Origin of the sequence: Dyella halodurans (assembly GCF_026283925.1) — a bacterium.
GTDB lineage: Bacteria > Pseudomonadota > Gammaproteobacteria > Xanthomonadales > Rhodanobacteraceae > Dyella > Dyella halodurans.
In genome coordinates this window covers 88,817-111,205 of sequence record NZ_JAPDPF010000002.1, presented here as the reverse complement: position 1 = coordinate 111,205, position 22,389 = coordinate 88,817, and the positions used below count along the sequence as shown (strand labels likewise).

The following is a 22,389-nucleotide window of genomic DNA, read 5'->3' as shown; positions in this document are numbered from 1 at the left end:
ACCGTAGCGACGGCTGACGATGCCCGCCAGCCATCCCTGCAGCCCCTGGCCAACGTGTTCCGCGCAGGGCTCTGGACCCGAACGCAAAACACGCTATGGCCAGCGGCTGAAGTGTCTTACTTGGCGTTGTACATCGCCGCGGCGTCAGCCTTGAACGAGGCGGCGCTGGCGGGACGGCTGTAGAACATGTGGCCGCCCGGATAGACCGACAGCTTCACGCGCTGCGTCTGACCAAAGCCGGGCATCTGGTTCAGAATCAGCTGCGAGGTATAGAACGGGCAGGACAAGTCGTTGTAGCCATGCACGATCAGGGCCTTCATGTTCGGATCGTTGCCGATCGCCTTGCGCAGGTCGGCCACCGGCTTGTCGTTCGCGTCACCGCGGTCCCATGCTTTGTTCACGGCATACGACAGTGCCTCGTAATGGGCATCCGTCTTCCAGCCCACTTCGCGCGTGACGAAGTCCACCATGGCGCTGGTGGTCGGCGCGAGCAGCGCTTCCAGGATCGGATCGCCCGACTGACGTTCGGCGGAACCGGGGAACGGATCGAACGCGGTCACATTGGAGTCGTACACGCTGCCGATCTTCTTGTCGTTGCGATGCACTTCACGCAGGAAGGTGCCGATGTCCACGCGGCCATCGAGCTTGGCCACCACCGACGGGTCCAGACCGGTATAGGCGGAAACCTTCTGCACCATGCGGCTGATCGCGCCCGGGTCCGAACGACCCGCCAGGAAGTCGGTGACGTACTGGGTGCGCACATAGTTCTCGACGTCGCTCATCGCCGCCGGCGTCAGCTTGCCCTGGCTTTCCAGGTGGGCGGCGGTCATCGACGGCAGGTTGATCATCCACGGCAGCGGCGACAGCGCGTCGCCATCGCCGATGGCGGCAGGATCGAGATACGGCGACACCATCACCAGGCCATTCACGCCCACGCCCATCTGCGTCTGCAAGGCATAGGCGATACGCGGCGCGCGGTAGCCGCCGTAGCTTTCGCCCATCACGTACTTGGGTGCGCGCAGGCGGCCGTGCTTGACCAGCCAGTCATACACCACGCGCGACAGATACTTGATGTCGGCCTCGGTGGCATAGAAGTCCTTCTTGGTCGCGTCCTCGTCTTCCAGCGAACGCGAGAAGCCGGTACCCACCGGGTCGATGAACACCAGGTCGGTCATGTCGAGCCAGGTGTTGGGATTGTCCTTGGTGATCGCGGCATCGGATGGCGCGTCGCCATCCACACCGAACTGGATGCGCTTGGGACCGATCGCGCCCATGTTGAGGTAAACCGACGACGCGCCCGGACCACCGTTGAACGCAAACGTCACCGGTCGGTGCGGATCGCTGCCCGGCACGGTATACGCGGTGTAGACCACCTCGGCGATTTTCTTGCCCTTCGCGTTGCGCACCGGAATCACGCCCACCGTCGCCTCGTAGGACACGCTGCGACCGCCTACCTTGACGCTTTGCTTGATGGTCTTGTCCGCCGGCAACGGCGGCAGCTCGAGATCGCTCTTCTTCTCGGCGGCACCCGTATCGGCAGCGGCAGCCTTGGCATCGGGCTTGGCATCAGCGGCGGCGGCGACCGTCCACGGCGCCAGCGCCAGGCCGGCCGCCAGTACACAGGCGCACCAGGCGGCACGTCGCCCCACACGGGTTACACGAACAGGCAAGTCACGAATCATCAGGCGTCTCACACGGAAGCGTTTCAAGGGAAAGCGGCAAACTCGCCGGGTACGCGCTCCCCGATCGCCGCTCTCGATGAAAGCGGCCGGACGGGCGCGATAGGCGAACCGCCATTGATGCGGCAAGCCGGGGGCATGTCACCAGTGCCGTAAGACAGGGGTGAGCAGCGAGGGGCGATTTCTGGAAGACTTTCCCGGCCCGCGCAGGCCGCCTCAGGCCACCGCGTCCGCATCCGCGAGACGCAGGCGCGCCACGTCGCGCAACGGCGGCGCGCCGAAATGGCGGCTGTATTCGCGACTGAATTGCGAGGGACTTTCATAGCCGACCCGATGCGCCGCCGTGGCGACGTCGCATTGATCGGCCAGCAACAGGCGGCGCGCCTCATGCAGGCGCAACTGCTTTTGATACTGCAGCGGGCTCATTGCGGTGATCGCGCGAAAATGATGATGCAGCGACGATGCACTCATGTTCACGCGCCCCGCCAGGTCGTCGATGCGCAGCGGTTCGTCATAGTGGCGACGCAGCCAGTCGATGGCCCGCGACACCTGGTGACCCTGGCTGCCGGAGGTCGCGATCTGCGCCAGGTGCGCGCCCTGCTCGCCGGTCAGCAGGCGATAGAGCAACTCATGCTCGATCAGCGGCCCCAGCACAGCCAGGTCATCCGGTGCATCGAGCAGGCGCGCCAGCCGCAACACGGGGTCGAGCAGGCCGGCATCCAGCGGACTGAATGCCAAGCCTCGTGACGACACCGGCGCGGCGCGGGCCGCCTTCACTTCGGGCAACAGTTCGCGGATGCGCTGCAGGTCCAGCTGAAACGTCAGGCACAGGCACGGCTCATCAGGCCTGGCACGCAGCACCTGCGACGACACCGGCACATCGACCGAGGTCACCAGGTACGACGCGGGTTCATGCACGAACGTCTGCTGCCCCAGCAGGATCTGCTTGGCGCCCTGCAGGGCCAGTCCCAGGCCTGGCCCGTACATCGCGCAGATAGGCACGCTGGGCGAGTCGGCGCGGAACAGGCTCAAGGCCGGCCACCGCGTGGCATGCACGCCCTGGCCCGGCGTCAATCGTTCAACGACCGCTGTCAATTCCTCGCGGCCCTGTTCGAGACGCGCATCCAGGGCATGGGAAGAAGGCTTGTTATTCATGGCTTTGCTGATGTTCGGACCCGACTAGATTGCCTGTTCCTCCAACCGATGGCGAGGGTGAGGCATGCAACATCGCAGGATCAGGCAAGGATCTCGCAGGATCCGGCTACCCGTGGCCGGACTGCGGCTCGCATACTTCCGTCCTTCGCCATTCCCGCCCCCAAGGAGTTACGCATGGCTCTCCCCATCCTCGGCTACGCCGCCCAATCGCCGACCACCGCGCTGGCTCCCCATCAGTTCCAGCGTCGCGACCCGCGCCCGGACGACGTGGTGATCGATATTCTCTATTGCGGCGTGTGCCATACGGATATCCACCAGGCCCGCAACGAATGGCATGGCAGCGTCTATCCGATGGTGCCGGGCCACGAAATCATCGGTCGCGTCAGCGCTGTTGGCGCCAAGGTGAGCAAGTTCAAGCTCGGCGACATGGTCGGCGTCGGCTGCATGGTCGATTCCTGCCAGCACTGCGCCGCGTGCGAGGCCGGGCTGGAGCCGTATTGCGTGGAAGGCCCTACCTGGACCTATAACGGGACGGATCGCCATGATGGCCAGCCCACCTACGGCGGTTATTCCGAGCGCATCGTGGTGTCGGACAAGTTCGTCGTCTCCGTCTCCGACAAGCTCGACCCGAAGGCGGCAGCGCCCTTGCTGTGTGCGGGCATTACCACCTGGTCACCGCTGCGCCACTGGAACATCGGCAAGGGCAGCAAGGTCGCCGTCGTTGGCCTGGGCGGCCTGGGCCACATGGGCCTGAAGTTTGCCAAGGCGATGGGCGCCGAGGTAACCCTGTTTACCCGTTCCCCCGGCAAGGAAGCCGAAGCTCGCAAGCTCGGTGCCGACCACGTGGTGTTGTCCACCGACGCCGCACAGATGGCCGCCGTGGCCCGCCAGTTCGACTTCATCCTGGATACGGTGCCTTCGCAGCACGACCTCAATCCCTACCTCAACACGCTCACGCTCAACGGCGTGCTGTGCCTGGTGGGTTTGCTCGAAGCGATCGAGCCGCCGGTGCAGGCCGCCATGGTGGTGCTGGGCCGTCGCTCGATCTCCGGCTCGGCCATCGGCGGTATCGCCGAGACGCAGGAAATGCTGGATTTCTGCGCCGAGCACGGCATCGTCAGCGATATCGAGATGATCGCCATCCAGGACATCAACCAGGCCTACGAGCGCGTGCTGAAGAGCGATGTGAAGTATCGCTTCGTGATCGACATGGCGTCGCTCAAGCAGACTGCCTGAGACAACCACGACAGCTGCCAGTGAACGCTTGAACGGGTGTTTGCTCGTCATCCCAGCGGAGGCTGGGATGACGACTTGTTCAGGCCTTCCCTAGAGCTTGCCCTTATGGCTTCTATAGCGACTCGCTTGATGCGCTTCGCGCAAACGCCGGGCGTGCGCAGCCAACAGGTCACCACGCGTAATGATGCCCACCACCTGCTGACCGCCTTCGCCGCCAACCACCACCAGGCGACCTACATCCGCCTCGACCATATGGTCGGCGGCATCACGCAAGCTGTGATCTTCGCGCACCACCAGCGGCGGACGACGCAGCAAGTCACCGACCGTCACGTCGTCTGCCAGGCCCGTAGCGAGCAGGTCGCGCCGTGTCACCACGCCTAGCAGTTGCGCTCCGTCACCCAGCACCGGAAAGCCCTGGTGACGGGCCACGGCGCTGTCGGCCTCGAGCCATCGACGCACCGCCGCCAGCGTTTGTGTCGCGCGCAGGCTGATCACCTTGCGGCTGCAAGCCTCGCCCACGCTGATCCGCTCCAGATAGTCGGCGCTGTATTCGGCAGGCACGCGCACGCCGCGGCGTGCGATCTTCTCGGTCATGATGGTGTTGCGCATCATCAGGCCGGAGACCAGGTAGGCCATCGCACACGCACCGAGCAACGGCAGCAGACCATGCGGCTGCTGCGTTGTTTCGAACGCAAACACCACGGAGGTGAGAAACGCGCGCGATGCACCGGCGAAGATCGCCGCCATGCAGACCAGTGCGGCCACCCGCGGATCCACCTGCAACCACGGCAGCCACATCACGCAGGCGAGGCCAAGCACGCCGCCCAGCGCGCCGCCGATGGTGAACAGCGGCGCCAGCGTGCCGCCCGAGGTGCCGCTGCCCAGCGCCACCGACCACGACAGCAGTTTCAACAGGCACAGGGCCAGCATGCTGCCCAGTCCGATCTGACCCGCCACGACGGCGGCAATATTGCTATAGCCCACACCCAGGGTGGCCGGCATCACGTAACCCACGATGCCCACGACCACGCCACCGATTGCCGGCCACCACATCCAGTGAATCGGCAGCTTTTCGAAGCCGTCCTCGATGGCATAGGTCAAACGCGTGATGCCTACGCTGGCCACGCCGGCCAGCAGCCCCATCAGCATATAGGCCAGCAAGGCGGTGAACGTCGGCGTGGCGATTTCCGGCATCGGAAACATCGGCGCATTGCCTTCCAGCACATAGCGCACGCCGGTGCCGATCACCGCCGCCAAAGCAACAGGAATCAGCGAACGCGCACGGCGCTCGAACAGCAGGAGCTCGATGGCCAGCAGCACCGATGAGATCGGCGCAGAAAACACCGCCGCCATACCGGCAGCCGCACCAGCCGCCAACAGGGTTTTGCGCTCGTCGGCCGTCACGTGCAGATATTGGCCGACCAGCGAACCCAGCGCGCCGCCGGTGGCAATGATGGGACCTTCCGCACCAAACGGCCCGCCGGTGCCGATGGCGATGGCCGACGATACCGGCTTCAGCCAGGTCATGCGCGCAGGAATACGGCTCTCGTTGAGCAGCACCTGCTCCATCGCCTCGGGAATGCCATGCCCACGGATCGCTCGTGAACCCCAGCGCGCCATGGCCCCCACGATCAAGCCACCGAGCACCGGCACGGCAATAACCCACAAGCCCAGATGATTGCCAGCGGGGCTGCTGAACTCAGCGCTCCAGCGTCCATGGAAGGCGAGATTCGTGACCAGGCCGATCAAGGCCGTGAGCGCGCGCGCCACCAACGCCACCACGGCGCCCAGGCTCATCGCCAGGCCGGCTATCCACAGCACGCGCCGCCCCAACGGGCGGAATTGTCGCGGCATATGCGCCGCGGCCAGCGTGGCGTCCATCGACGGGGCAAGCGGAAGCGCCGCACGCGAGTGCGGCTCAGGCGTTTTATCGGAGAGCATCGGTAGCCAGATGGGCAAGTAGACCGCGCAAGGTTACGCGGAACTGCGCCCGATAGCTGGCTGGAAAATGAACAGGGGTTGGCCGCGCCTATCAGCTCGCTTGCGAATGCAGCGGTGGCGCTTTCGGCGCGTTCCAACCCATCATGTTGTAGACGTGATAACGCAGGATGCCCAGGTACTCGTGGACGGCCGCATCGGTCGCCACAAAGTTCCACGACACGGGAATCGGAATGCGGTTTGCCCTGATCCAGTCGCCCGCCACCGGCTGTGGGGTGATGCCGAAATGCGCGAAGTACAGCAGACTGCGCTGCAAATGGACGGCCGAGGTCACCAGCACAATGTGCTGCGGCGCGTACTGCGCCAACAGGGGCCGGCTGAACTGGGCGTTCTGCCAGGTGGACATGCTGCGCGCCTCCACCATCAGGTCGGACTGCGGAATACCCAGCGCACGTAGCGCCCGGACATAGACCACCGCCTCGGGCTCACCGTGATCCTGCGAATCGCCACCGCTTACCAGCAGGCGACAAGCCTTGCCGGCGAGCTTGCAAGCCTGGTACAGCTGCGCCGCGCGCAGGATGCGCCCGTTCGCGTAATACGACGGCTGCAGCCGCTCATCATTGGGCCCCACCGTACCCGCACCCAGCAACACGATGATGTTGCGCGGCGCCCACTCGACCGGCGGCTCCATGTCATAAGCACCCTGCAGGCTGCGCAGCAGGAAACGCGGCACCGGCCCGCAGCCTATGCCCAGGAACAGCAGCAGGGCCAGCAACACCAGCATGTGTCCCAGCCGGCGCCAACGCAGGCGATACAGCAGCGCGGCCACCAGCAGCATGATGAATAGCATGACCAGCATGGGTGTCACCCGATCCCTGGAAAGTGGTGGCATCTTAGAGCCTGTCCGCTACTTTCGCGTGGCCGAAGTCGGGGGCGTGGGGCGTATTCCGTCTGACGCGAAAACCGGCGGCCTGGAGATTTCAGCAAACCGGTGATCCGAGCCGTTATCCCCGGCAACGGAAAAGTCCCTGGGTGCCAACCCCGTCGAGGCGACTTCGGCGTTTCATGGATATGGCCCCGCGCGCGCTAAGACCCTGCCCTCCGTGACCGACCACCCCGTCGCCGCAATCCACGCTTACCCAGCCCGGCGATTTGGCTTAACCTCGCCGCCCATGGATGCTGCCGTGGATGACGACGCAACGCTGATGCTGGCCTATGCCCGGGGCGAGCTGGCGGCGTTTGACGCGCTGTATGCGCGCCATCGGGGCACCTTGTACCGATTCCTGTTGCGCGCCGCACGCGATCCGCGGCAGGCGGAGGAACTGTTCCAGGAAACCTGGAGCCGGGTGATTGCCGCACGGGCGCGCTATACGCCACAGGCCAAGTTCACCACCTGGCTGCTGCAGATCGCGCACAACCTGCTGATCGATCAGCATCGACGCAAACGCCCCCTGGCCACGGGCGAAGAGGCCGAAAGCGCGCTGGCCAACCTCGCCACCGCTGAACACGAACAACCCGACCATGTGCTGTCCGAGTTCCAGCGTCGCCGCCGGCTGCAGCGCGCCATCGAACAATTGCCCGATGAGCAGCGCACGGCCGTCCTGCTACGCCTGGAGAATGACCTGAGTGTGGAGGATATTGCCGAAGTGACCGGCGTAGGACGCGAAACGGCGAAGTCGCGCCTGCGCTATGCCATGAACCGCTTGCGCGAACAGTTGGCCGAATGAATACGCACGACCACCACGACGACGAATCGCTGCCCGGCGAAGACGAGCTGCAGGCGCTTTATCGCAGCCTGCCGCGCAAAGAGCCTTCGCCGGCGCTCGACCAGGCGGTGCGCCAGGCCGCTGACGACGCCGTGCGCTCGAAGACACACCGGCGCTTCACGCGTTGGCCCGTGGCCGCCGCCAGCGCCGCCGTGCTGGTGCTCGCCTTGGGGCTGGGTCTACGCATGCGCGAGCCGTCGCCGAGTCTGCAGGCACCCGCCCCGGCCGCAGCCACGATCCCGGGGCAGCCGCCGGCCGAGAGCCCGACGCCCGCACTTGCCACCAGCGCGCCCCTGCTGCAGCCATCCACATCGCCGGCGCCCATGGTCGCGCAGGCGCCACCTGCAGAAATCCCCCGGGCCACGCGCCGCCTGCACGAGTCCGCCAAGTCGCTCGCCAAGTCCCGCGTGGCCACGACCGAGATGGCCGACCAGGCATTCGCTCCGCCACCACCAGCCCCTGCCCCGCCCATGGCGATAGCACAAGCCCCCATGGCCTCTGCAGTGCCGCCCGCGACGGCCGGCTACCGCGCCGAGCCCGCAGCGCGCGCGATGACCATGCGAACCATGGCAGCTGCCGCACCTGTCCCGGCAGCGCCCGCACCGGCGTCGGCCGTGGATGCCACGGCATCCAACCCGAACGACACACCCGCGCAAGAGCTCGACAAGATCCGCCTGCTGTTTGCGCAACATCGCCGCGATGAAGCATTGCAGCGCCTGTCTGCATTCCGCCAGGCGCATCCTGACGTGAGCCTGCCTGACGATGTGCGCGCTCAATTGCCCGACCATGAGTGAAACGCTGTACACCCTCGCCGCCTCCCACCAGCACGGCGAGGACATCAAGAAGAGCCGCTTTCTCGCCCACGCCGCACCCGTGCAGACACCCGAGCAGGCGCTAGCCTTCGTGCGCCAGGTCAGCGACCTCGCCGCCACGCACAATTGCTGGGCCTACCGCATCGGCCAGGACTATCGTTTCAACGATGATGGCGAGCCGGGCGGCACCGCGGGGCGGCCGATCCTGCAGGCCATCGAGGGCCAGGGTATCGACTGCGCCGTGGTGGTCGTCACGCGCTGGTATGGCGGCATCAAGCTCGGCGCTGGCGGTCTGGTGCGCGCTTATGGCGGCACCGCGGCGGAATGCCTGCGTCTCGCCGCACGCATCCCCATCGTCGCGATGGCGCGACTGGGCTTGCGTTGCGAGTTTGCCGAACTTGCCCTGCTCAAGGCCCGCCTGCGTGAACTGGACGCCGAGGTGACGCGCGAGGAGTTCGATGCCAATGGCGTCGAACTCGACCTCCAGCTACCGGCAAGCCGGGTCGGTGAGGCCCAGGCGCGCATCACCGATATCAGCAGGGGCCGCCACAGCGCGCGCCGGCTGGATTGAATCGCCGGCCATCCGCCCCACCTCTGGAGACAGGCGCCTTCGCGCGCCGCTTCTCTTTGCCAGCCTCCACCTGCGAGCACGAATGAGCGACGACGCCAACACGCCACGCCCCAACCGCCGCCTTGGCACCCTGTTGAAGCTGTGGCCCTTCCTGCGGCCACACCGCGCGCTCGCCATCGGCTGGCTGGTGTTTCTGGCGATCTCGTCATCGGCCACGCTGGTGCTGCCGATGGCGGTGCGCCACATGATCGACCGGGGCTTCAGCCAGGCCAATGCCTCGGCGATCAACGCCACCTTCCTCGGCCTGTTCGGCGTCGCGCTGGTGCTCGCGTTTGCCACGGCGGCCCGCTACTACTGCATCAGCCTGCTCGGCGAGCGCGCGCTCGCTTCGCTGCGCGCCAGGCTCTATGCGCATGTGATCCGGCTCGACGTGAGCTTTTTCGAACGCAGCCGCGTCGGTGAACTGATCTCGCGCCTGGGCACGGATACCGAGGTCATCCAGGCCCTGATCGGCTCCGGCATCTCGGTGGCGCTGCGCAGCGCCGTGATGTTGCTGGGTGCCACCGGCCTGATGGTGTGGACCAGCCCACACCTGGCCGGCCTGACCGCCCTGGTGATCCCCGCCGTGATGCTGCCGATCCTGGTGTTCGGCCGGCGCGTGCAGAAGCTCTCGCGCGCCAGCCAGGATCGCCTGGCCGACGCCGCCGCGATCGCCAACGAAACCCTCAATGCCGCGCCCGCCGTAAAGGCCTATGCGCGCGAAGATATCGAAAGCACGCGCTATGGCGGCGCCATCACGCGCGCACTGGCCACGGCGCGCAAACGCATCGGCATGCGTTCGGCGCTGACCGCTGGCGTCATCGTGTTGTTCTTCGGCGCCATCACCCTGGTGCTGTGGGCGGGTGCCCACGACGTGCTGGCCGGCACCATGAGTACGGGTGTGCTGGCGCAATTCATTGTGTACGCCTTCCTTGCCGCGGGCTCGCTGGCAGGCCTTTCCGAAGTATGGGGCGACGTCTTGCGCGCGGCCGGCGCGATGGAGCGTATCGGCGAACTGTTCGAGGAGCACGCCGAGATCGCCAGCCCCGCGCTGCCGACGCCACTGCCGCGGCCATTGCGCGGCGAGCTGCGTTTCGAGCATGTGGCCTTCCATTACCCCACGCGCCCCGATGCGCCCGCACTGCACGACTTCGACCTGGCGATCCGTCCCGGCGAAACCGTGGCGCTGGTGGGACCGTCAGGCGCCGGCAAGAGCACGGTGTTTGCGCTGCTGTTGCGTTTCTACGATCCGCAGGTCGGGCGCATCAACCTCGATGGCCTCGACCTGCGTGCGCTCGCCCTGCCCGAACTGCGTGGCGCCATCGCCTTGGTGCCGCAGGAGACGGTGATCTTCAGCGGCAGCGCCGCGGACAATATCCGCTTCGGCCGCCAGGACGCCGGCGACGACGAAGTGCGTGATGCCGCCCGCGCTGCCGAAGCCAATGACTTCATCAGCGCCCTGGGCAAGGGCTACGACGAGGAGCTGGGCGAGCGCGGGGTGCGCCTGTCCGGCGGCCAGCGCCAGCGCATCGCCATCGCCCGCGCCATCCTGCGCGACGCGCCGCTGCTGCTGCTCGACGAGGCGACCTCCGCCCTCGACGCGCAATCGGAAGCGGCCATCCAGCATGCGCTGGAACGGCTGGAGAAGGGTCGCACCACCCTGGTCATCGCCCATCGCCTGGCCACCGTGCAGCGCGCCGACCGCATCGTGGTGATGGATGGAGGCCGCATCGTGGCCCAGGGCACGCACGAAAGCCTGCTGGCCGAAGGTGGCCTCTACGCGGAGCTGGCCCGCCTGCAATTCACTGCCTGATATCGACAGGGCGCTACGCCACAGCCCCGACTCCTTCTCCCCGCCGGGGAGAACGTTGGGATGAGGGGTGGGTGCTTGCGATGACGCGACAACTAGGCGTTATCGCCAGGGTGCCGCTTACGCAGCGGGCGTTTCGACTGCCTGCCGGCAGCCGAGTCACTTTTCTTTGCTGGCCCAAAGAAAAGTAACCCAAAGAAATGGCCTCTAGAGCTGGTAGCACTCCGTTGGATAGAAGCGTTGGAAGGTTTTTGCGATCGGATCGTTTGCTACCCAAGGCCGCTACACAGCGGCTACACCGCAACGCGCCATAGCGGTGAGGACTTAAAGCAGGTCGGTCCTACGGTCGCAACGCCCGCGGCATCCCGACGCTCACCAGGCCACGACACCACCCACGCTTTAAGCCCTCTTCGCCTCGGCGCGTTGCGGTGTAGCCGCTGTGTGTCGGCCGTGGGCCGAGACCGATCTGGCTGGCCTCGCCCGTCAGGCCCGCATTCCACGTAATGCTATGAGCTCTTGAGGCCATTTTCTTTGGGTTACTTTTCTTTTGGGCCAGCAAAAGAAAAGTGACCCGGACCGCGGCAGCGGTTCGGAACGCCCGCTGCGTAAGCGGCACCCTTGCGGCCACGCTTAGTTGTCGCGTCATCGCGAGCACCCTCCCCTCATCCCAGCCTTCTCCCCGGAGGGAAGAAGGAGTCAGAGCGGTGATCGAGGCGCCCCGCGGAAGATTTTTGAAAACGTTCTAGGAAAGCGCCGCCACCAAGGCGCGCACCGTGTCGACATCAGTACGGATTTCGCCACTGGCCATATCGGCCAGCACGGCACTCGTCATACGCATCGCCGATGAAAGCTGGCGCTTGGCCGAAGCGTGAAACTCTTGCGCGCCAGTCAGCGCCTTCAACCTCGCGATATTGCCGGGCGCAACGCCCGCCCCGGGCATGATGGTCAACCGATCGCCGGCCAGTTCGATCAAGGTACGAATGCAGGCGCCCCCTTCCATCGCCGAGCGCGCACCACCCGAGGTCAGCACACGCTCTGCACCAAGTGCGATTACATCCTCGAGTGCGCGCGACAGATCGCGCGCCATGTCGAAGGCGCGATGGAAGGTCACGCCCATGCGGCCGGCAGCGGCGACCAGAGCACGGCAACGCGTCAGGTCCACCTCGCCATCGGCATCGAGCACACCGATCACCACCCCATCGCAACCGAGTGCGGCGCACGCCTCGATATCGCGACGCATGGTTTCGAACTCGAGATCGCTGTAGAGGAAATCGCCAGCGCGCGGTCGTACCAGCACGTAGAGCGGCAAGCGCACGCGTTCCCGCACCAGCGCGATCTGGGCATGGGAAGGCGTCAGCCCACCCAGCTCCAGCGCCGTGCACAGTTCGATACGCCCGGCCCCGCCCTCCTGCGCGACCAAGGCGGAAGCCAGCGAATTGGCAGCCACTTCCAGCAGGCAGGCAGCCATCTCAGAACACGCTCTTGGCCGGCAGCAGGCCGTTCTGGCGCTGCGAATCGCATACCGCATAGGAGAAGCCGGGCTGGATCGCCCAGGCGCCGACGTCACCGTGGCGATTCATGGCCAGGAAGCCCACCTGCAAGTCCTTGGAGGCCTGGGGCCGGCGCTTGACGATACGCATGACCGCTTCGCGGCAAGCGTCCTGCGGCGAGCGTCCCTGGCGCATCAGTTCCACCACCAGGAAGCTGCCGACGTTGCGGATGACTTCCTCGCCCACGCCGGTGGAGGTGGCGGCGCCAACCTCGCCATCCACGTACAGGCCTGCACCGATGATCGGGCTGTCGCCCACCCGGCCGCGCATCTTCCACGCCATGCCGCTGGTGGTGCAGGCTCCGGCCAGCCGGCCCTGCGCATCGATGGCCAGCATGCCGATGGTGTCGTGGTTGCCGCTGCCGCCTGGCAAGCCGGTCTTGCCGTAGCTGCGTACTTCACTGTTGACCGACGGCTGGTAATGCGCCGTCTGCAGCCACTCCCGCCAGGCCTGCTCGGATTCGGGCGTCAGCAGCTCCTCCTTCTTGAAGCCTTGCTCGAGCGCGAACTGCAGCGCACCGTCGCCCACCAGCAGCACGTGCGGCGTGCGCTCCATCACCCGACGCGCCACCTGGATCGGGTGCGCGATATGTTCCAGCGCGGCCACCGCGCCGCAACTGCCGTCGGCATCCATGATGCTGGCGTCGAGCGAGACGTGGCCGTCACGATCCGGATAGCCGGCGCGGCCGACGCTGTGATTCTTCAAATCGGCCTCGGGCACCATCACGCCGGTCTCCACCGCGTCCAGCGCATGACCGCCCTGGCCAAGGACGGACCAGGCCGCCTGGTTCGCCGCCACGCCAAAGTCCCAGGTGGACACGACGCGTGCCCCGGTGACGTGTCTGCCCGCCGTGATGCTGCTTGCACCCGCCTTGCCGGCGAGTGCGAGTGCCGAAGCACCCAGCACGGAAGCTTTCAGGAAATCTCTACGGTCTGCCATGGCTTGCTCCGGAAACGCCTGGTGGTTCGTCCACCACACAAAAAACCCCGCGTCTTACGACGCGGGGTTTCCCTTTACCTCGATGACCGGCGCGCGCGCCGGAACGCCGAAATCAACCAGCGATCTCGACGCCCGAAGCCTGGGCGCCCTTCGGGCCCGTGGTGACTTCGAACTTCACGCGCTGACCTTCCTGCAGGCTACGAAAGCCCTTGGAGTTGATCGCCGAAAAGTGGACGAACACGTCCTCCCCACCGTCCTCAGGCGCGATGAAGCCGAAACCCTTGGCGTCGTTGAACCACTTGACCGTACCGAAACGCATTGCGTGAACCTCTGAATCATGGACTGGATGCACCACGGAAAGCGCGTGAACCACCTTGACCCCTTGGTCCGCCGCCCCTGGCACGGCGGAAGTATCAACATGTTTCATAGCAAAGCGCAATATGGTGATCGCATTCACACGATCAAAATCGAACCTGTTGCTCAGCTTTTGACCAAATTGGCGAGGATGCGGGGTACTTCGGCGGTCGCCGCGGCCAGATGGGCGAAGATTTCCTCGATGCTGATCTCCGCCTCGTCGCCGCAACCTGCTGCAAAATTAGCCACCAGGGCCAGGCAGGCGTACTCCAGCTCCAGCTCGCGGGCCAGCACGGCTTCCGGCATGCCGGTCATGCCGACCAGGTCGCAGCCATCGCGCTTCATGCGGGCGATCTCCGCCCGCGTCTCCAGGCGCGGCCCCTGGGTGGCGCCGTAGCAACCGCCGTCGATCACCGCAATGCCCGCCGTCGCCGCTGCCGCAAGCAATTGACGACGCAGCGATTCGGTATAGGGCTCGCTGAAGTCGATGTGCCTGACCTCGGCACCCTCGACGTCGCAGAAACTGGTGTAGCGGCCGTGGGTGTAGTCGATGACCTGATCCGGCACCACGATGACGCGCGGCCCCATGTCGGCGCGTATGCCGCCCACGGCATTGACGCCGATGACGCGGCGCGCCCCCAGCGAATGCAGTGCCCACAGGTTCGCGCGGTAGTTCACGCGGTGGGGCGGCACCGTATGGCTCTCGCCATGACGTGCCAGGAAGGCCAGGCGGCGTCCGCCGAAGTCGCCGATCACCACGTCGCCCGAGGCCTGGCCGAACGGCGTCTCCACGCTGTGACGCGTGGGGTTCTCCAGGCCGGGGAAGTTATACAAGCCGCTGCCGCCAATCACGGCGAGATCAATAGTCACGGGTCGTTCCTGCATCGGTAGTGAGTCATGGTGCCGTGGCGGCCAGCCGCTCGGCGAATCCCTGAAGATGGCGGCCCAAAGCCTCGCGCGTGCGCTCGTCCGCAAGCCGCCCATCGATGATCTTGGTATGTGCCTGGAACACCAGCACGTCACCCTGGGGTTCGGTGCGGGCGCCGGCGCGACGCAGGATCAGCCGCAGCTGGTCCTGGGCGCGCACCGAGCCGGTAATGCCTGGGCTGGCGCCGATGACGCACACGGTCTTGCCGGTGAGTGCCGCCGTCGTGCGTCCCTTGCCGATACGCGAGGCCCAATCGATGGCGTTCTTCAGCGCGCCGGTGATGCCGCCGTTGTATTCCGGACAGGCCATGAGCAGGCCGTCCGCCGCGTCGATCGCCTGCTTCCATGCCACCACGGCAGCCGGGTCGCCCTGCTCTTCCACGTCCTGGTCAAACATCGGCAGGTCGTGCAGGCGATGGATGGCTATGTGCATCCCTGCCGGCGCCAGTTCCTGTGCCGCATGCAGCAGGGCCGTGTTGAAGGACGCCTGCCGCAGACTGCCGGAGATGCCAAGTATGTTCATGCGTCCGCTCCGCGTTGCCATGGCCAGCCACGCACGACTGGCGCGACCAGGATTATTTCAGCGCATAGATACCCGGCAGGTTGCGACCCTGCTCGTGGTAATCCATGCCGAAGCCGAATACGTAGCGGTCAGGCAGTTCCACGCCGTTGAAATCCGCCGCAATGCCCTCGACCAGGCGGTCGTGGTCCTTGGTGCACAGGCTGACGATCAGCACGCGCCGCGCGCCACGGCGCAGGCAGTCGTCGCGCACGGCCTTCAGTGTGTGGCCTTCGTCGAGGATATCGTCCACGAGTAGCACGGTGCGCCCCTGCAGATCCGCGGCCGGTTCGCGCAGCCAGTGCAACTCGCTGCCCGAGGTGGCGCCGCGATAGCGGGTGGCGTGCACGTAATCGAATTCGAGGTCGGTACGGATGGCCAGCGCCAGCTGACCGGCGAAGATCAGCGCGCCATTCATCACGGTGAGGAAGACGGCGCGCTCGCCATCGAGCGCCGCGTCGATCTGGCGCCCCATGTCGGCAATCACCGATTCCAGCGCTTCACGATCGAACAGCAGATCCGCATCGGCCAAGGCGGCGGCCAGCGAGGGTGTTGGTGTGTTCATGCCTGCCCTTCGGGGGTTGGTCCTGCCACGGGATGGAGGGTCGTGATGCGCGCGATGAAGCGATCGCGCTGCGGGTTGTCGGTCAGTCCTTCCCAGGTCGAGGCGACGGCACCGCGCAAGGCGGCCAGTCGCTGGGGATCGGTAGCGGCGCGGCCCTGCACGGCGGCGATGGCCTCCTCCACCACGTCGGGGAAACAGGCCAGCACCAGGTCGCAGCCGGCGTCGAGGTGGGCGTGGACGCGCGCGGCGACGCCACCGGCCGCACCGGCCGCGGCCATGCTGATGTCATCGCTGATCACGGCGCCATTGAAGCCCAGTTCGCCGCGCAGGATCTGCTCGATCCAGCGCGTCGAGAAACCCGCCGGGCGATCGTCGACGGCGGGGTAGATCACATGCGCCACCATCACCGCTTCGGCATGCGCCTCGATACCTTCGACAAACGGCAGCAGGTCGTCGCGGCGGATCTCGTCGAGCGCTCGCGGATCGATGGCGGCGGCCTTGTGCGTATCGACGGCCACCGAACCATGTCCGGGAAAGTGCTTGAGCACCGCCGCCATGCCGCCCAGGTGCATGCCGCGCACATAAGCCTGCGCCAGCTCGGCGGCGGCGGCCGGGTCGGCATGGAATGCACGCGGACCGATCGCCGCATTGCCGCGCGCCAGGTCGACCACCGGCGCAAAGCTGAAATCGACGCCGCTGGCGCGCAGCTCGCTGGACATCACCCAGGCATGTTCCTCGGCCAGGCGCACGGCGTCGTGTGGATCGCGATCGTAGACGGCGCCAATCGCCGACAGCGGCGGCAAGCGCGTAAAGCCTTCGCGAAACCGCTGCACCGGACCGCCTTCCTGGTCGACCGCGATCAGCATGTCGTCACCGCCGACCTCGCGAATCGCGTCGACCAACGCCATCAACTGCTCGCGCGAGCTGAAATTGCGCGAGAACAGCACCACGCCTGCAACACCGGTCGCCTTGAGCCAGGCATGTTCCGCATCGGCCAGCGCGGTGCCGGCCAGCCCGATCATCAGCATGAGGTCGGCTCCCTGGCTGCATCGCGCTCATCCTGCGTCCAGTGGGCGTACGGATGCGCAATCAGGTTGACGTTGTAGTAACCCACCAGATGGCTGACCTCGCGACCCAACCAAGATGGTTGCGGAAACGCAGCCTCGGGCGCGGTGAGCTCGATCTCGGCCACGACCAGGCCCGCGTTGTCACCGAAGAATTCGTCGATCTCGAACAGCGCGCCATCCACGCGGACGTGATGGCGGATTTTTTCCAGCACGCCATCGCATAGCGTCGCCAGCATCTCTTCGGCATCGGCGAGTGGCATCGGGTATTCGAATTCCGCACGCTCGATGCCCAGCTGTGCCGACTTGATATTGAGCCAGGCGTGATCGCCGGAACGGCGCACACGCACCGAAGCCCTGGCCGTGCCATCGCGCAATGCCTGTGCGCCCACCAGATAACCCTGCGCGATGCGTTCGCTGCGCTCGACCGACTCACGCCAGCCATCGTCGTTCAACAGGAATTTGCGTTCGATCTCGATACCCATGGTGGTCGTCACATGTCTGAGTTTGAGTTAGGCGGGGGCGAAACCCGGCGCACGTTGCGCGGCGCGCCCCCGACATCCGACTAGCGTTCGAACAGCGCAATCGATTCCACATGGGCGGTGTGCGGGAACATATCCATCACGCCCGCCGCACTCAAGCGAAAGCCGTGCTTCTCCACCAGGATGCCGGCATCACGTGCCAGCGAGCCCGGGTGGCATGAAACGTAGACGATGCGGTGGGTGTCCTTGTGAGGCAGGTATTCCAGCACCTTGTCGGCACCCGCGCGCGGCGGATCGAGCAACAGTTTGTCCCACGATTGTTTCGCCCAGGCTGCGTGGCGCTGGTCCTCGAACAGGTTGGCGACTTCGAAACGCGCATGCGTGATGCCGTTGCGCGCGGCATTTTCCGCGGCGCGTTCGACCAGGCCGTGTTCGCCTTCGACGCCCACGACGTCGGCCACGCGGCGCGCGATCGGCAAGGTGAAGTTGCCCAGGCCGCAGAACAGGTCGAGCACGCGGTCATTCGGTTGTGGATCGAGCAGTTCCATCGTGCGGGCCATCATGCGGCGATTCATGCCGGCGTTGACCTGCACGAAGTCGAGCGGACGGAATTCCAGCTCCACGTCGTCGAACGCCGCGTCGCTGCTGGGAATGCGGAACGCCAGCCGCGGATGCTCCGGCCACAGCGGATGCACGCTGCTGATGCCACCCGGCTGCAGGTAGATGGCAAAGCCATGCTGCTGGCCAAATGCCACCAGCGCAGCCTGGTCGCGCTCGCTCAGCGGCGACATATGCCTGAACACCAGCGCCACGGTATCGTCGCCCGCCGCAAATTCGATCTGCGGTATTTCTGTGGCTGCATCCATGCCACCAACCAGCTCGGCCAGCAGGCCGATCTTCGGCCCCAGCGCCGGGTGCACCACTTCGCACTGGCTGATGTCGGCAACGAAGCGCGGATTGCTCTCCTCGCGAAACCCCACCAGCACGCGTCCCTTCTTGGCCACCTGGCGCACGGACAGGCGGCCTTTGCGGCGATAGCCCCAGGCGTCATCGGTCAGCGGCGGCAGCCACAGCGCCGGACTCACCTTGCCGATGCGCTCGAAGTTGTCCTTCAGCACGCGCTGTTTCACTTCGATCTGCGATTCGGCATCCAGGTGCTGCAGCGAGCAGCCTCCGCATTGGCCGAAATGGCGGCAGCGCGGCTCGACGCGGTGCGGGGATGCTTTCAGCAACTCCACCACCTCGGCCTCATCGTAGTGACGATGGCGCTTGCGGATGCGCAGCAAGACGTCTTCGCCGAGCAAGGCGCCGCTGACGAAGACGGCCTTGCCGTCGATGCGGGTAACGCCCTTGCCGTCGTGGCTGAGGTCGGTGATGGTGGCTTGGAATTCTTTCATGGTGCTCTGCGGTCAGCCAAAAACGAGTGCGCCCGGATCGACGGACCCGGGCGCGACAATCGGGTGGGCGGTGCGGATGGGGCGAGCGGCTTACTTCTGCTTCCAGGCGCCCGAGGGGTCCTGATAATACCAGCCCGCGCGCGCACGCTCGATCCAGCCCTTGGCAAACGTGGCACGAATCTGCGCCTCCCACTCCGGATGATTGTTGGCATTGGCCACCTCGCGATAGAGCGCGTCACGGTCACGATTTTCGTCCGCCACGGCGGCATTCACCGCAGCGCGCTGGTCCATCGGCAGCTTGGTCGCATCGCGCACGGCGACCAGGCCGTCCTTGGTGAAACCGACCGCACCGCTGCTGAACAGGGGCGCGAGAGTCTCGTGAAAGCGTTGCCGCATGCGATCGTGGATGGCTTCGGTGGTGGCCGTCTGGATGCGGATATTCGGCGTATCGGCCGCATAAGCCGCCGGAATCAACAGGTCGAGCAGCATGGCCGAGGGCTGATGGCCGTCCTTCGCGGGTGCGGTTGGCTGGTCCTTTTGGGGAGCCGCTGCGGGGGCATTGCTGTCGAGCACGGTGCCGATGAACTGATCGGCTGCCTTTTGCGCCGCCGCCTCGGGAAAATAGACGTTGATGGTGACGCATCCCACCATGGCCACCAGCAGGGTGGTCAGCAATCCATAGACAAACTTCCGCATGTTCGACTCCTTCGGGGATGGGGGGCCGGTGCTCAATGAACTTCCGGCGGGGTGCCTTCCGTAGCTGCCTTCAGGCGGCGCACCAGGGTGGGCCAGTCCACCTGGGTCTGGTGGCCGACGATTTGCAGGTGCGGCAGGCCGCTACCCTCCAGAATAGTGTACCCATCCGCACTGCTATCGAGACCGCCCATACGGCATACCGAGCCCTGCAACACGCAGCTTAGGCCAATCCGCTTATAGCCAAAGGTCTTGAACAGCTTCAGCACGGCGCCCTGCAGCCCGGCAGCCATCCCGCCGCCGCCGACCGAGGTGAGGTTGTTCACGGCACGCTGGCTGATGCGGCCACCGCTGCCGGCCAGCAAATTGGCCTTGAACGCGATCGGATTCCAGTTGACCAGGCGCAGTTCGTTAATGGAGCCGTCCAGGCGCCCGGTGATACTGCCGAAGTCGAACACATTGGTCATCAAGGCCAGATCCAGCTGCCGCAACTGGATATCCGCGGACAACACGGGACTGGAGCCGAATGGCCCCTGCAACGACATCCGCGTGATATTGAGGAAGCCGTCGAACACATTCACGGTCAGGCCGCCCTCCATCTCGAAGCGGTCGTCGACCCAACGCAGGCCCGGGATGGCGCCACCTAAGGTGCCCTGGAACTCGGGCCAACCCATGGCCCGCGAGAAAGCCGCCATATCGATGCCGGCAAAGGTGAGCGATGTCTCCAATCGGCGCCCCTTCACGGCGGCGGGGCGCCATGCGAGGTCGCCGATACGGACCTTGCCATTGAGCAGCGGCACTTCCAGCGCACGCTGCAGGCTCAAGGCGCCCGCTCGGCTTTGCCAGTGCGACTGGGCCGGGCCATCGACCATGCGGTAAACCTGCAAGCCCTGCCAGTTCAAGCTGGTGGCGGGACGCTCGCCTTCGGCGGCCCAATCGATACCGCCACGCAGGCCCTTGATCGACAGGCGCCCTTCGCTGTCGGCCAGGTCCAAGCCATCGGTGTCGAAGTCGAAACTGCGCAGGCCCGATGCATCGAGGTCGAGGCTGCCGGCAAGCTGGCCGTCGATGTGGACGTCACGCATGCCCAGCGTGGTGAGCCACGCCTGTCCATAGCGCTGGTAGGCCGCGGGAAAGCGTGCCTGCAGCTTGTCGAGCTTGAGCTTCTGCACTTCACCCTTGGCATTGAACGCCAGCATGCCGTCGAACTGCAGCGCATCGGCGTCCGCCACGCGCAGGCGCGTGAAGTCCACCGCTCCGTTGTGCGTGGTGGCCGTAAGGCTCAGCTGGACCGGGTGATCGGGCAGTCGTGCGTAGATCGGTCCGAGCAACAGTTCGCCGCCGCGCATGCTGGCGTCGAGATCGATGCGAGATGGCGTGCTGGTGGTGTCGATGTTCAAACGGCCGTTGCCATTGACACCCTGCCCTGCCAGCGTGCCGCTTGCCGTATCGAACCCGGCCGCACTCAGCGCGAATTGACCTGACGCCTGGACCCCTTTGTTTTCCAGGTCCAGCGCCATGTCGGCGTCAAGCTTGCCGGCCGTGGCGCGCCCTGACCAGATGGTGCTCAACAGACCCTGCAGCCACGCAGCCGGCAATCCCTTGAGGCTGATCTGCGCATGCGTGGGCTGGTCCAGTGGCAAGGCCATGCTGGCCTGCGCCGCTGCCTGGCTGATGTCTATTTCAAGCGTGTTGGCCGCCTCGTCCACGACCATGGCGACCTTTGCATTGCTCAAGGCTGCACCGGGCGCGCCCACCAGCTGCACGGTGCCATTGAACAGCCAGCGCAAATGCACGTCGCGCTGCAACGAGCCTTGCAGATCCGCAGTGACTCTTCGCCACCCCAGGGTCGGCACGTCTGTCCTGGCGGCATGCAGCGTGAGCTTCAAGCCACCGCGGCCGTCCTCACCGACCAGCCCCTGAACCTCCTGCAGCTTGAGTCCGGGCAGGCTGACTGTCTTGGCGCCCAGGGCAATATCCGCACGCGCGGGCAGCGCCAGGCCGACCCAAAGCAGGATGCCTAGACTGAGCAAAAGGTGGCTTGATGAGAAGCGCATGAGGCGCCATTCTGCCAAAATAAGCTGAACGACACGGACTAGTCATGCTCAACACGCTTCCCAGCGACGCTTCAGGTGCGGCCGCGCCCCCCGGGACGGCACGTGCCCTGGTGGCCGACGACGATCCCGCCAGCCGGCTTTTTCTCGTCGAAGCCTTGCGCAGCCTCGGTCTCGAGGCCCAGGCCTGCGACGATGGCATGGCTGCCATTGCCCTGGCCCACGACGTCGCCTTCGACCTGCTGTTGCTGGACTGCCGCATGCCGGGGGCGGGCGCCGTGGAGGTTTTGGCCGCCCTGCGCCGCGATCCCGAAGCGCGCTCCGGCGATTGCACGGCCGTCGCCACCAGCGCGGAAATGGATCCGGCCGAGCGACAACGCCTGCTGGCCGCCGAGTTCAGCGAAGTGCTGACGAAGCCCTGCAACGTGGCCGATCTGCGGCGGATCCTGGGCCTGGTACAGGCGGGCGCCGCCGCGTTGCCACTGCTTGACGATGCGCAGGCCATCGCCACCATGGGCGATGCCGATGTCGTCCAAGCGATGCGCAGCTTGTTGCGCGCCGAACTGGTCGCCCTCTACCAGGATCTCGACGTGTTGCGCGATGACCACGAGGCCTTTGCAGAGCGGCTGCATCGCCTGCGCTCGTCCTGCGGCTTCTGCGGTGCGACGGCGCTCGGCACGCAAGCCACCGTGTTGCAGCGGCATCTCAAGCTGGGCCATGCGGGTTCACTCGCGCCGCTTTCCCGCTTCAACAAGGCCTTGCTGGCCACGATCGAGGCGCTCGCGGGGACTGGCTAAGC

Annotated in this window: 21 protein-coding genes; 6 read left to right on the top strand and 15 right to left on the bottom strand. The window is 65.9% G+C overall.

From position 1 onward, the window contains the following. Positions 1–116: 116 nt before the first annotated feature. Together OUZ49_RS04290 and OUZ49_RS04285 are read right to left on the bottom strand one after the other, a co-directional pair. Positions 117–1,670 carry a S10 family peptidase gene (locus OUZ49_RS04290; RefSeq protein WP_266148738.1) on the bottom strand — a complete coding sequence of 518 codons (1,554 nt, stop codon included), beginning with the start codon at positions 1,668–1,670 and terminating at the stop codon, positions 117–119. Between the two features lie 225 nt (positions 1,671–1,895). Then, on the bottom strand, positions 1,896–2,834 hold the full coding sequence (locus OUZ49_RS04285; protein WP_266148736.1) for an AraC family transcriptional regulator: 939 nt from the start codon (positions 2,832–2,834) through the stop codon (positions 1,896–1,898). 174 nt (positions 2,835–3,008) lie between these two features. Between OUZ49_RS04285 and OUZ49_RS04280 the strand changes: the two genes are divergently transcribed. Then, on the top strand, positions 3,009–4,070 hold the full coding sequence (locus OUZ49_RS04280) for an NAD(P)-dependent alcohol dehydrogenase (protein WP_266148734.1): 1,062 nt from the start codon (positions 3,009–3,011) through the stop codon (positions 4,068–4,070). 90 nt (positions 4,071–4,160) lie between these two features. Here OUZ49_RS04280 and OUZ49_RS04275 read toward each other — a convergent pair whose 3' ends face one another. Together OUZ49_RS04275 and OUZ49_RS04270 are read right to left on the bottom strand one after the other, a co-directional pair. After that, positions 4,161–5,924, bottom strand: a complete 1,764-nt coding sequence (locus OUZ49_RS04275) for a chloride channel protein (RefSeq protein WP_266149374.1) — start codon at positions 5,922–5,924, stop codon at positions 4,161–4,163. Positions 5,925–6,102: 178 nt separating this feature from the next. Continuing rightward, positions 6,103–6,867 carry a YdcF family protein gene (locus OUZ49_RS04270; RefSeq protein ID WP_266148733.1) on the bottom strand — a complete coding sequence of 255 codons (765 nt, stop codon included), beginning with the start codon at positions 6,865–6,867 and terminating at the stop codon, positions 6,103–6,105. A gap of 313 nt (positions 6,868–7,180) precedes the next feature. Between OUZ49_RS04270 and OUZ49_RS04265 the strand changes: the two genes are divergently transcribed. The 4 genes from OUZ49_RS04265 to OUZ49_RS04250 all read left to right on the top strand — a co-directional run bounded on the left by OUZ49_RS04265 (position 7,181) and on the right by OUZ49_RS04250 (position 11,009). After that, positions 7,181–7,735, top strand: coding sequence for an RNA polymerase sigma factor (locus OUZ49_RS04265; protein ID WP_266148732.1), 555 nt, complete (start codon positions 7,181–7,183; stop codon positions 7,733–7,735). After that, positions 7,732–8,568, top strand: coding sequence for a hypothetical protein (locus OUZ49_RS04260; RefSeq protein ID WP_266148731.1), 837 nt, complete (start codon positions 7,732–7,734; stop codon positions 8,566–8,568). Before OUZ49_RS04265 ends, OUZ49_RS04260 begins: the two co-directional genes overlap by 4 nt. Beyond that, the gene (locus tag OUZ49_RS04255) at positions 8,561–9,157 is read left to right on the top strand and encodes an IMPACT family protein (RefSeq protein WP_266148730.1); all 597 of its coding nucleotides are present in this window, start codon (positions 8,561–8,563) and stop codon (positions 9,155–9,157) included. The genes OUZ49_RS04260 and OUZ49_RS04255 overlap by 8 nt, the downstream gene beginning before the upstream one ends. Before the next feature lie 82 nt (positions 9,158–9,239). After that, a complete protein-coding gene (locus OUZ49_RS04250) occupies positions 9,240–11,009 on the top strand; it encodes an ABC transporter transmembrane domain-containing protein (RefSeq protein ID WP_266148728.1) in 1,770 nt (589 codons plus the stop codon). A gap of 739 nt (positions 11,010–11,748) precedes the next feature. Here OUZ49_RS04250 and OUZ49_RS04245 read toward each other — a convergent pair. The 11 genes from OUZ49_RS04245 to OUZ49_RS04195 all read right to left on the bottom strand — a co-directional run bounded on the left by OUZ49_RS04245 (position 11,749) and on the right by OUZ49_RS04195 (position 21,593). Continuing rightward, entirely contained in the window at positions 11,749–12,474 is a 726-nt protein-coding gene (locus tag OUZ49_RS04245; protein ID WP_266148727.1) for a copper homeostasis protein CutC, read from the bottom strand. A 1-nt stretch (position 12,475) separates the two neighbouring features. Further along, positions 12,476–13,495 (bottom strand): glycosylasparaginase, encoded by a 1,020-nt coding sequence (locus OUZ49_RS04240; protein ID WP_266148726.1) that lies wholly within the window; start codon positions 13,493–13,495, stop codon positions 12,476–12,478. 112 nt (positions 13,496–13,607) lie between these two features. Further along, entirely contained in the window at positions 13,608–13,814 is a 207-nt protein-coding gene (locus OUZ49_RS04235; protein ID WP_026633225.1) for a cold-shock protein, read from the bottom strand. Between the two features lie 161 nt (positions 13,815–13,975). Then, positions 13,976–14,734, bottom strand: a complete 759-nt coding sequence (locus OUZ49_RS04230; RefSeq protein ID WP_266148725.1) for an S-methyl-5'-thioinosine phosphorylase — start codon at positions 14,732–14,734, stop codon at positions 13,976–13,978. A 10-nt stretch (positions 14,735–14,744) separates the two neighbouring features. Continuing rightward, a complete protein-coding gene (locus tag OUZ49_RS04225; RefSeq protein WP_266148724.1) occupies positions 14,745–15,299 on the bottom strand; it encodes an NADPH-dependent FMN reductase in 555 nt (184 codons plus the stop codon). 52 nt (positions 15,300–15,351) lie between these two features. After that, entirely contained in the window at positions 15,352–15,900 is a 549-nt protein-coding gene (locus tag OUZ49_RS04220; protein ID WP_266148723.1) for a hypoxanthine-guanine phosphoribosyltransferase, read from the bottom strand. After that, entirely contained in the window at positions 15,897–16,928 is a 1,032-nt protein-coding gene (nagZ, locus tag OUZ49_RS04215) for a beta-N-acetylhexosaminidase (protein ID WP_266148722.1), read from the bottom strand. The genes OUZ49_RS04220 and nagZ overlap by 4 nt, the downstream gene beginning before the upstream one ends. Then, positions 16,922–17,449 carry a CYTH domain-containing protein gene (locus tag OUZ49_RS04210; protein WP_266148721.1) on the bottom strand — a complete coding sequence of 176 codons (528 nt, stop codon included), beginning with the start codon at positions 17,447–17,449 and terminating at the stop codon, positions 16,922–16,924. The genes nagZ and OUZ49_RS04210 overlap by 7 nt, the downstream gene beginning before the upstream one ends. 80 nt (positions 17,450–17,529) lie before the next feature. Beyond that, on the bottom strand, positions 17,530–18,843 hold the full coding sequence (rlmD, locus tag OUZ49_RS04205) for a 23S rRNA (uracil(1939)-C(5))-methyltransferase RlmD (RefSeq protein ID WP_266148719.1): 1,314 nt from the start codon (positions 18,841–18,843) through the stop codon (positions 17,530–17,532). Between the two features lie 90 nt (positions 18,844–18,933). Beyond that, a complete protein-coding gene (locus OUZ49_RS04200) occupies positions 18,934–19,539 on the bottom strand; it encodes a YdbL family probable chaperone protein (RefSeq protein WP_266148718.1) in 606 nt (201 codons plus the stop codon). 32 nt (positions 19,540–19,571) lie between these two features. After that, entirely contained in the window at positions 19,572–21,593 is a 2,022-nt protein-coding gene (locus OUZ49_RS04195; protein WP_266148717.1) for an intermembrane phospholipid transport YdbH family protein, read from the bottom strand. 44 nt (positions 21,594–21,637) lie between these two features. Between OUZ49_RS04195 and OUZ49_RS04190 the strand changes: the two genes are divergently transcribed. Further along, a complete protein-coding gene (locus OUZ49_RS04190; protein WP_266148716.1) occupies positions 21,638–22,387 on the top strand; it encodes a response regulator in 750 nt (249 codons plus the stop codon). Positions 22,388–22,389: the final 2 nt, after the last annotated feature.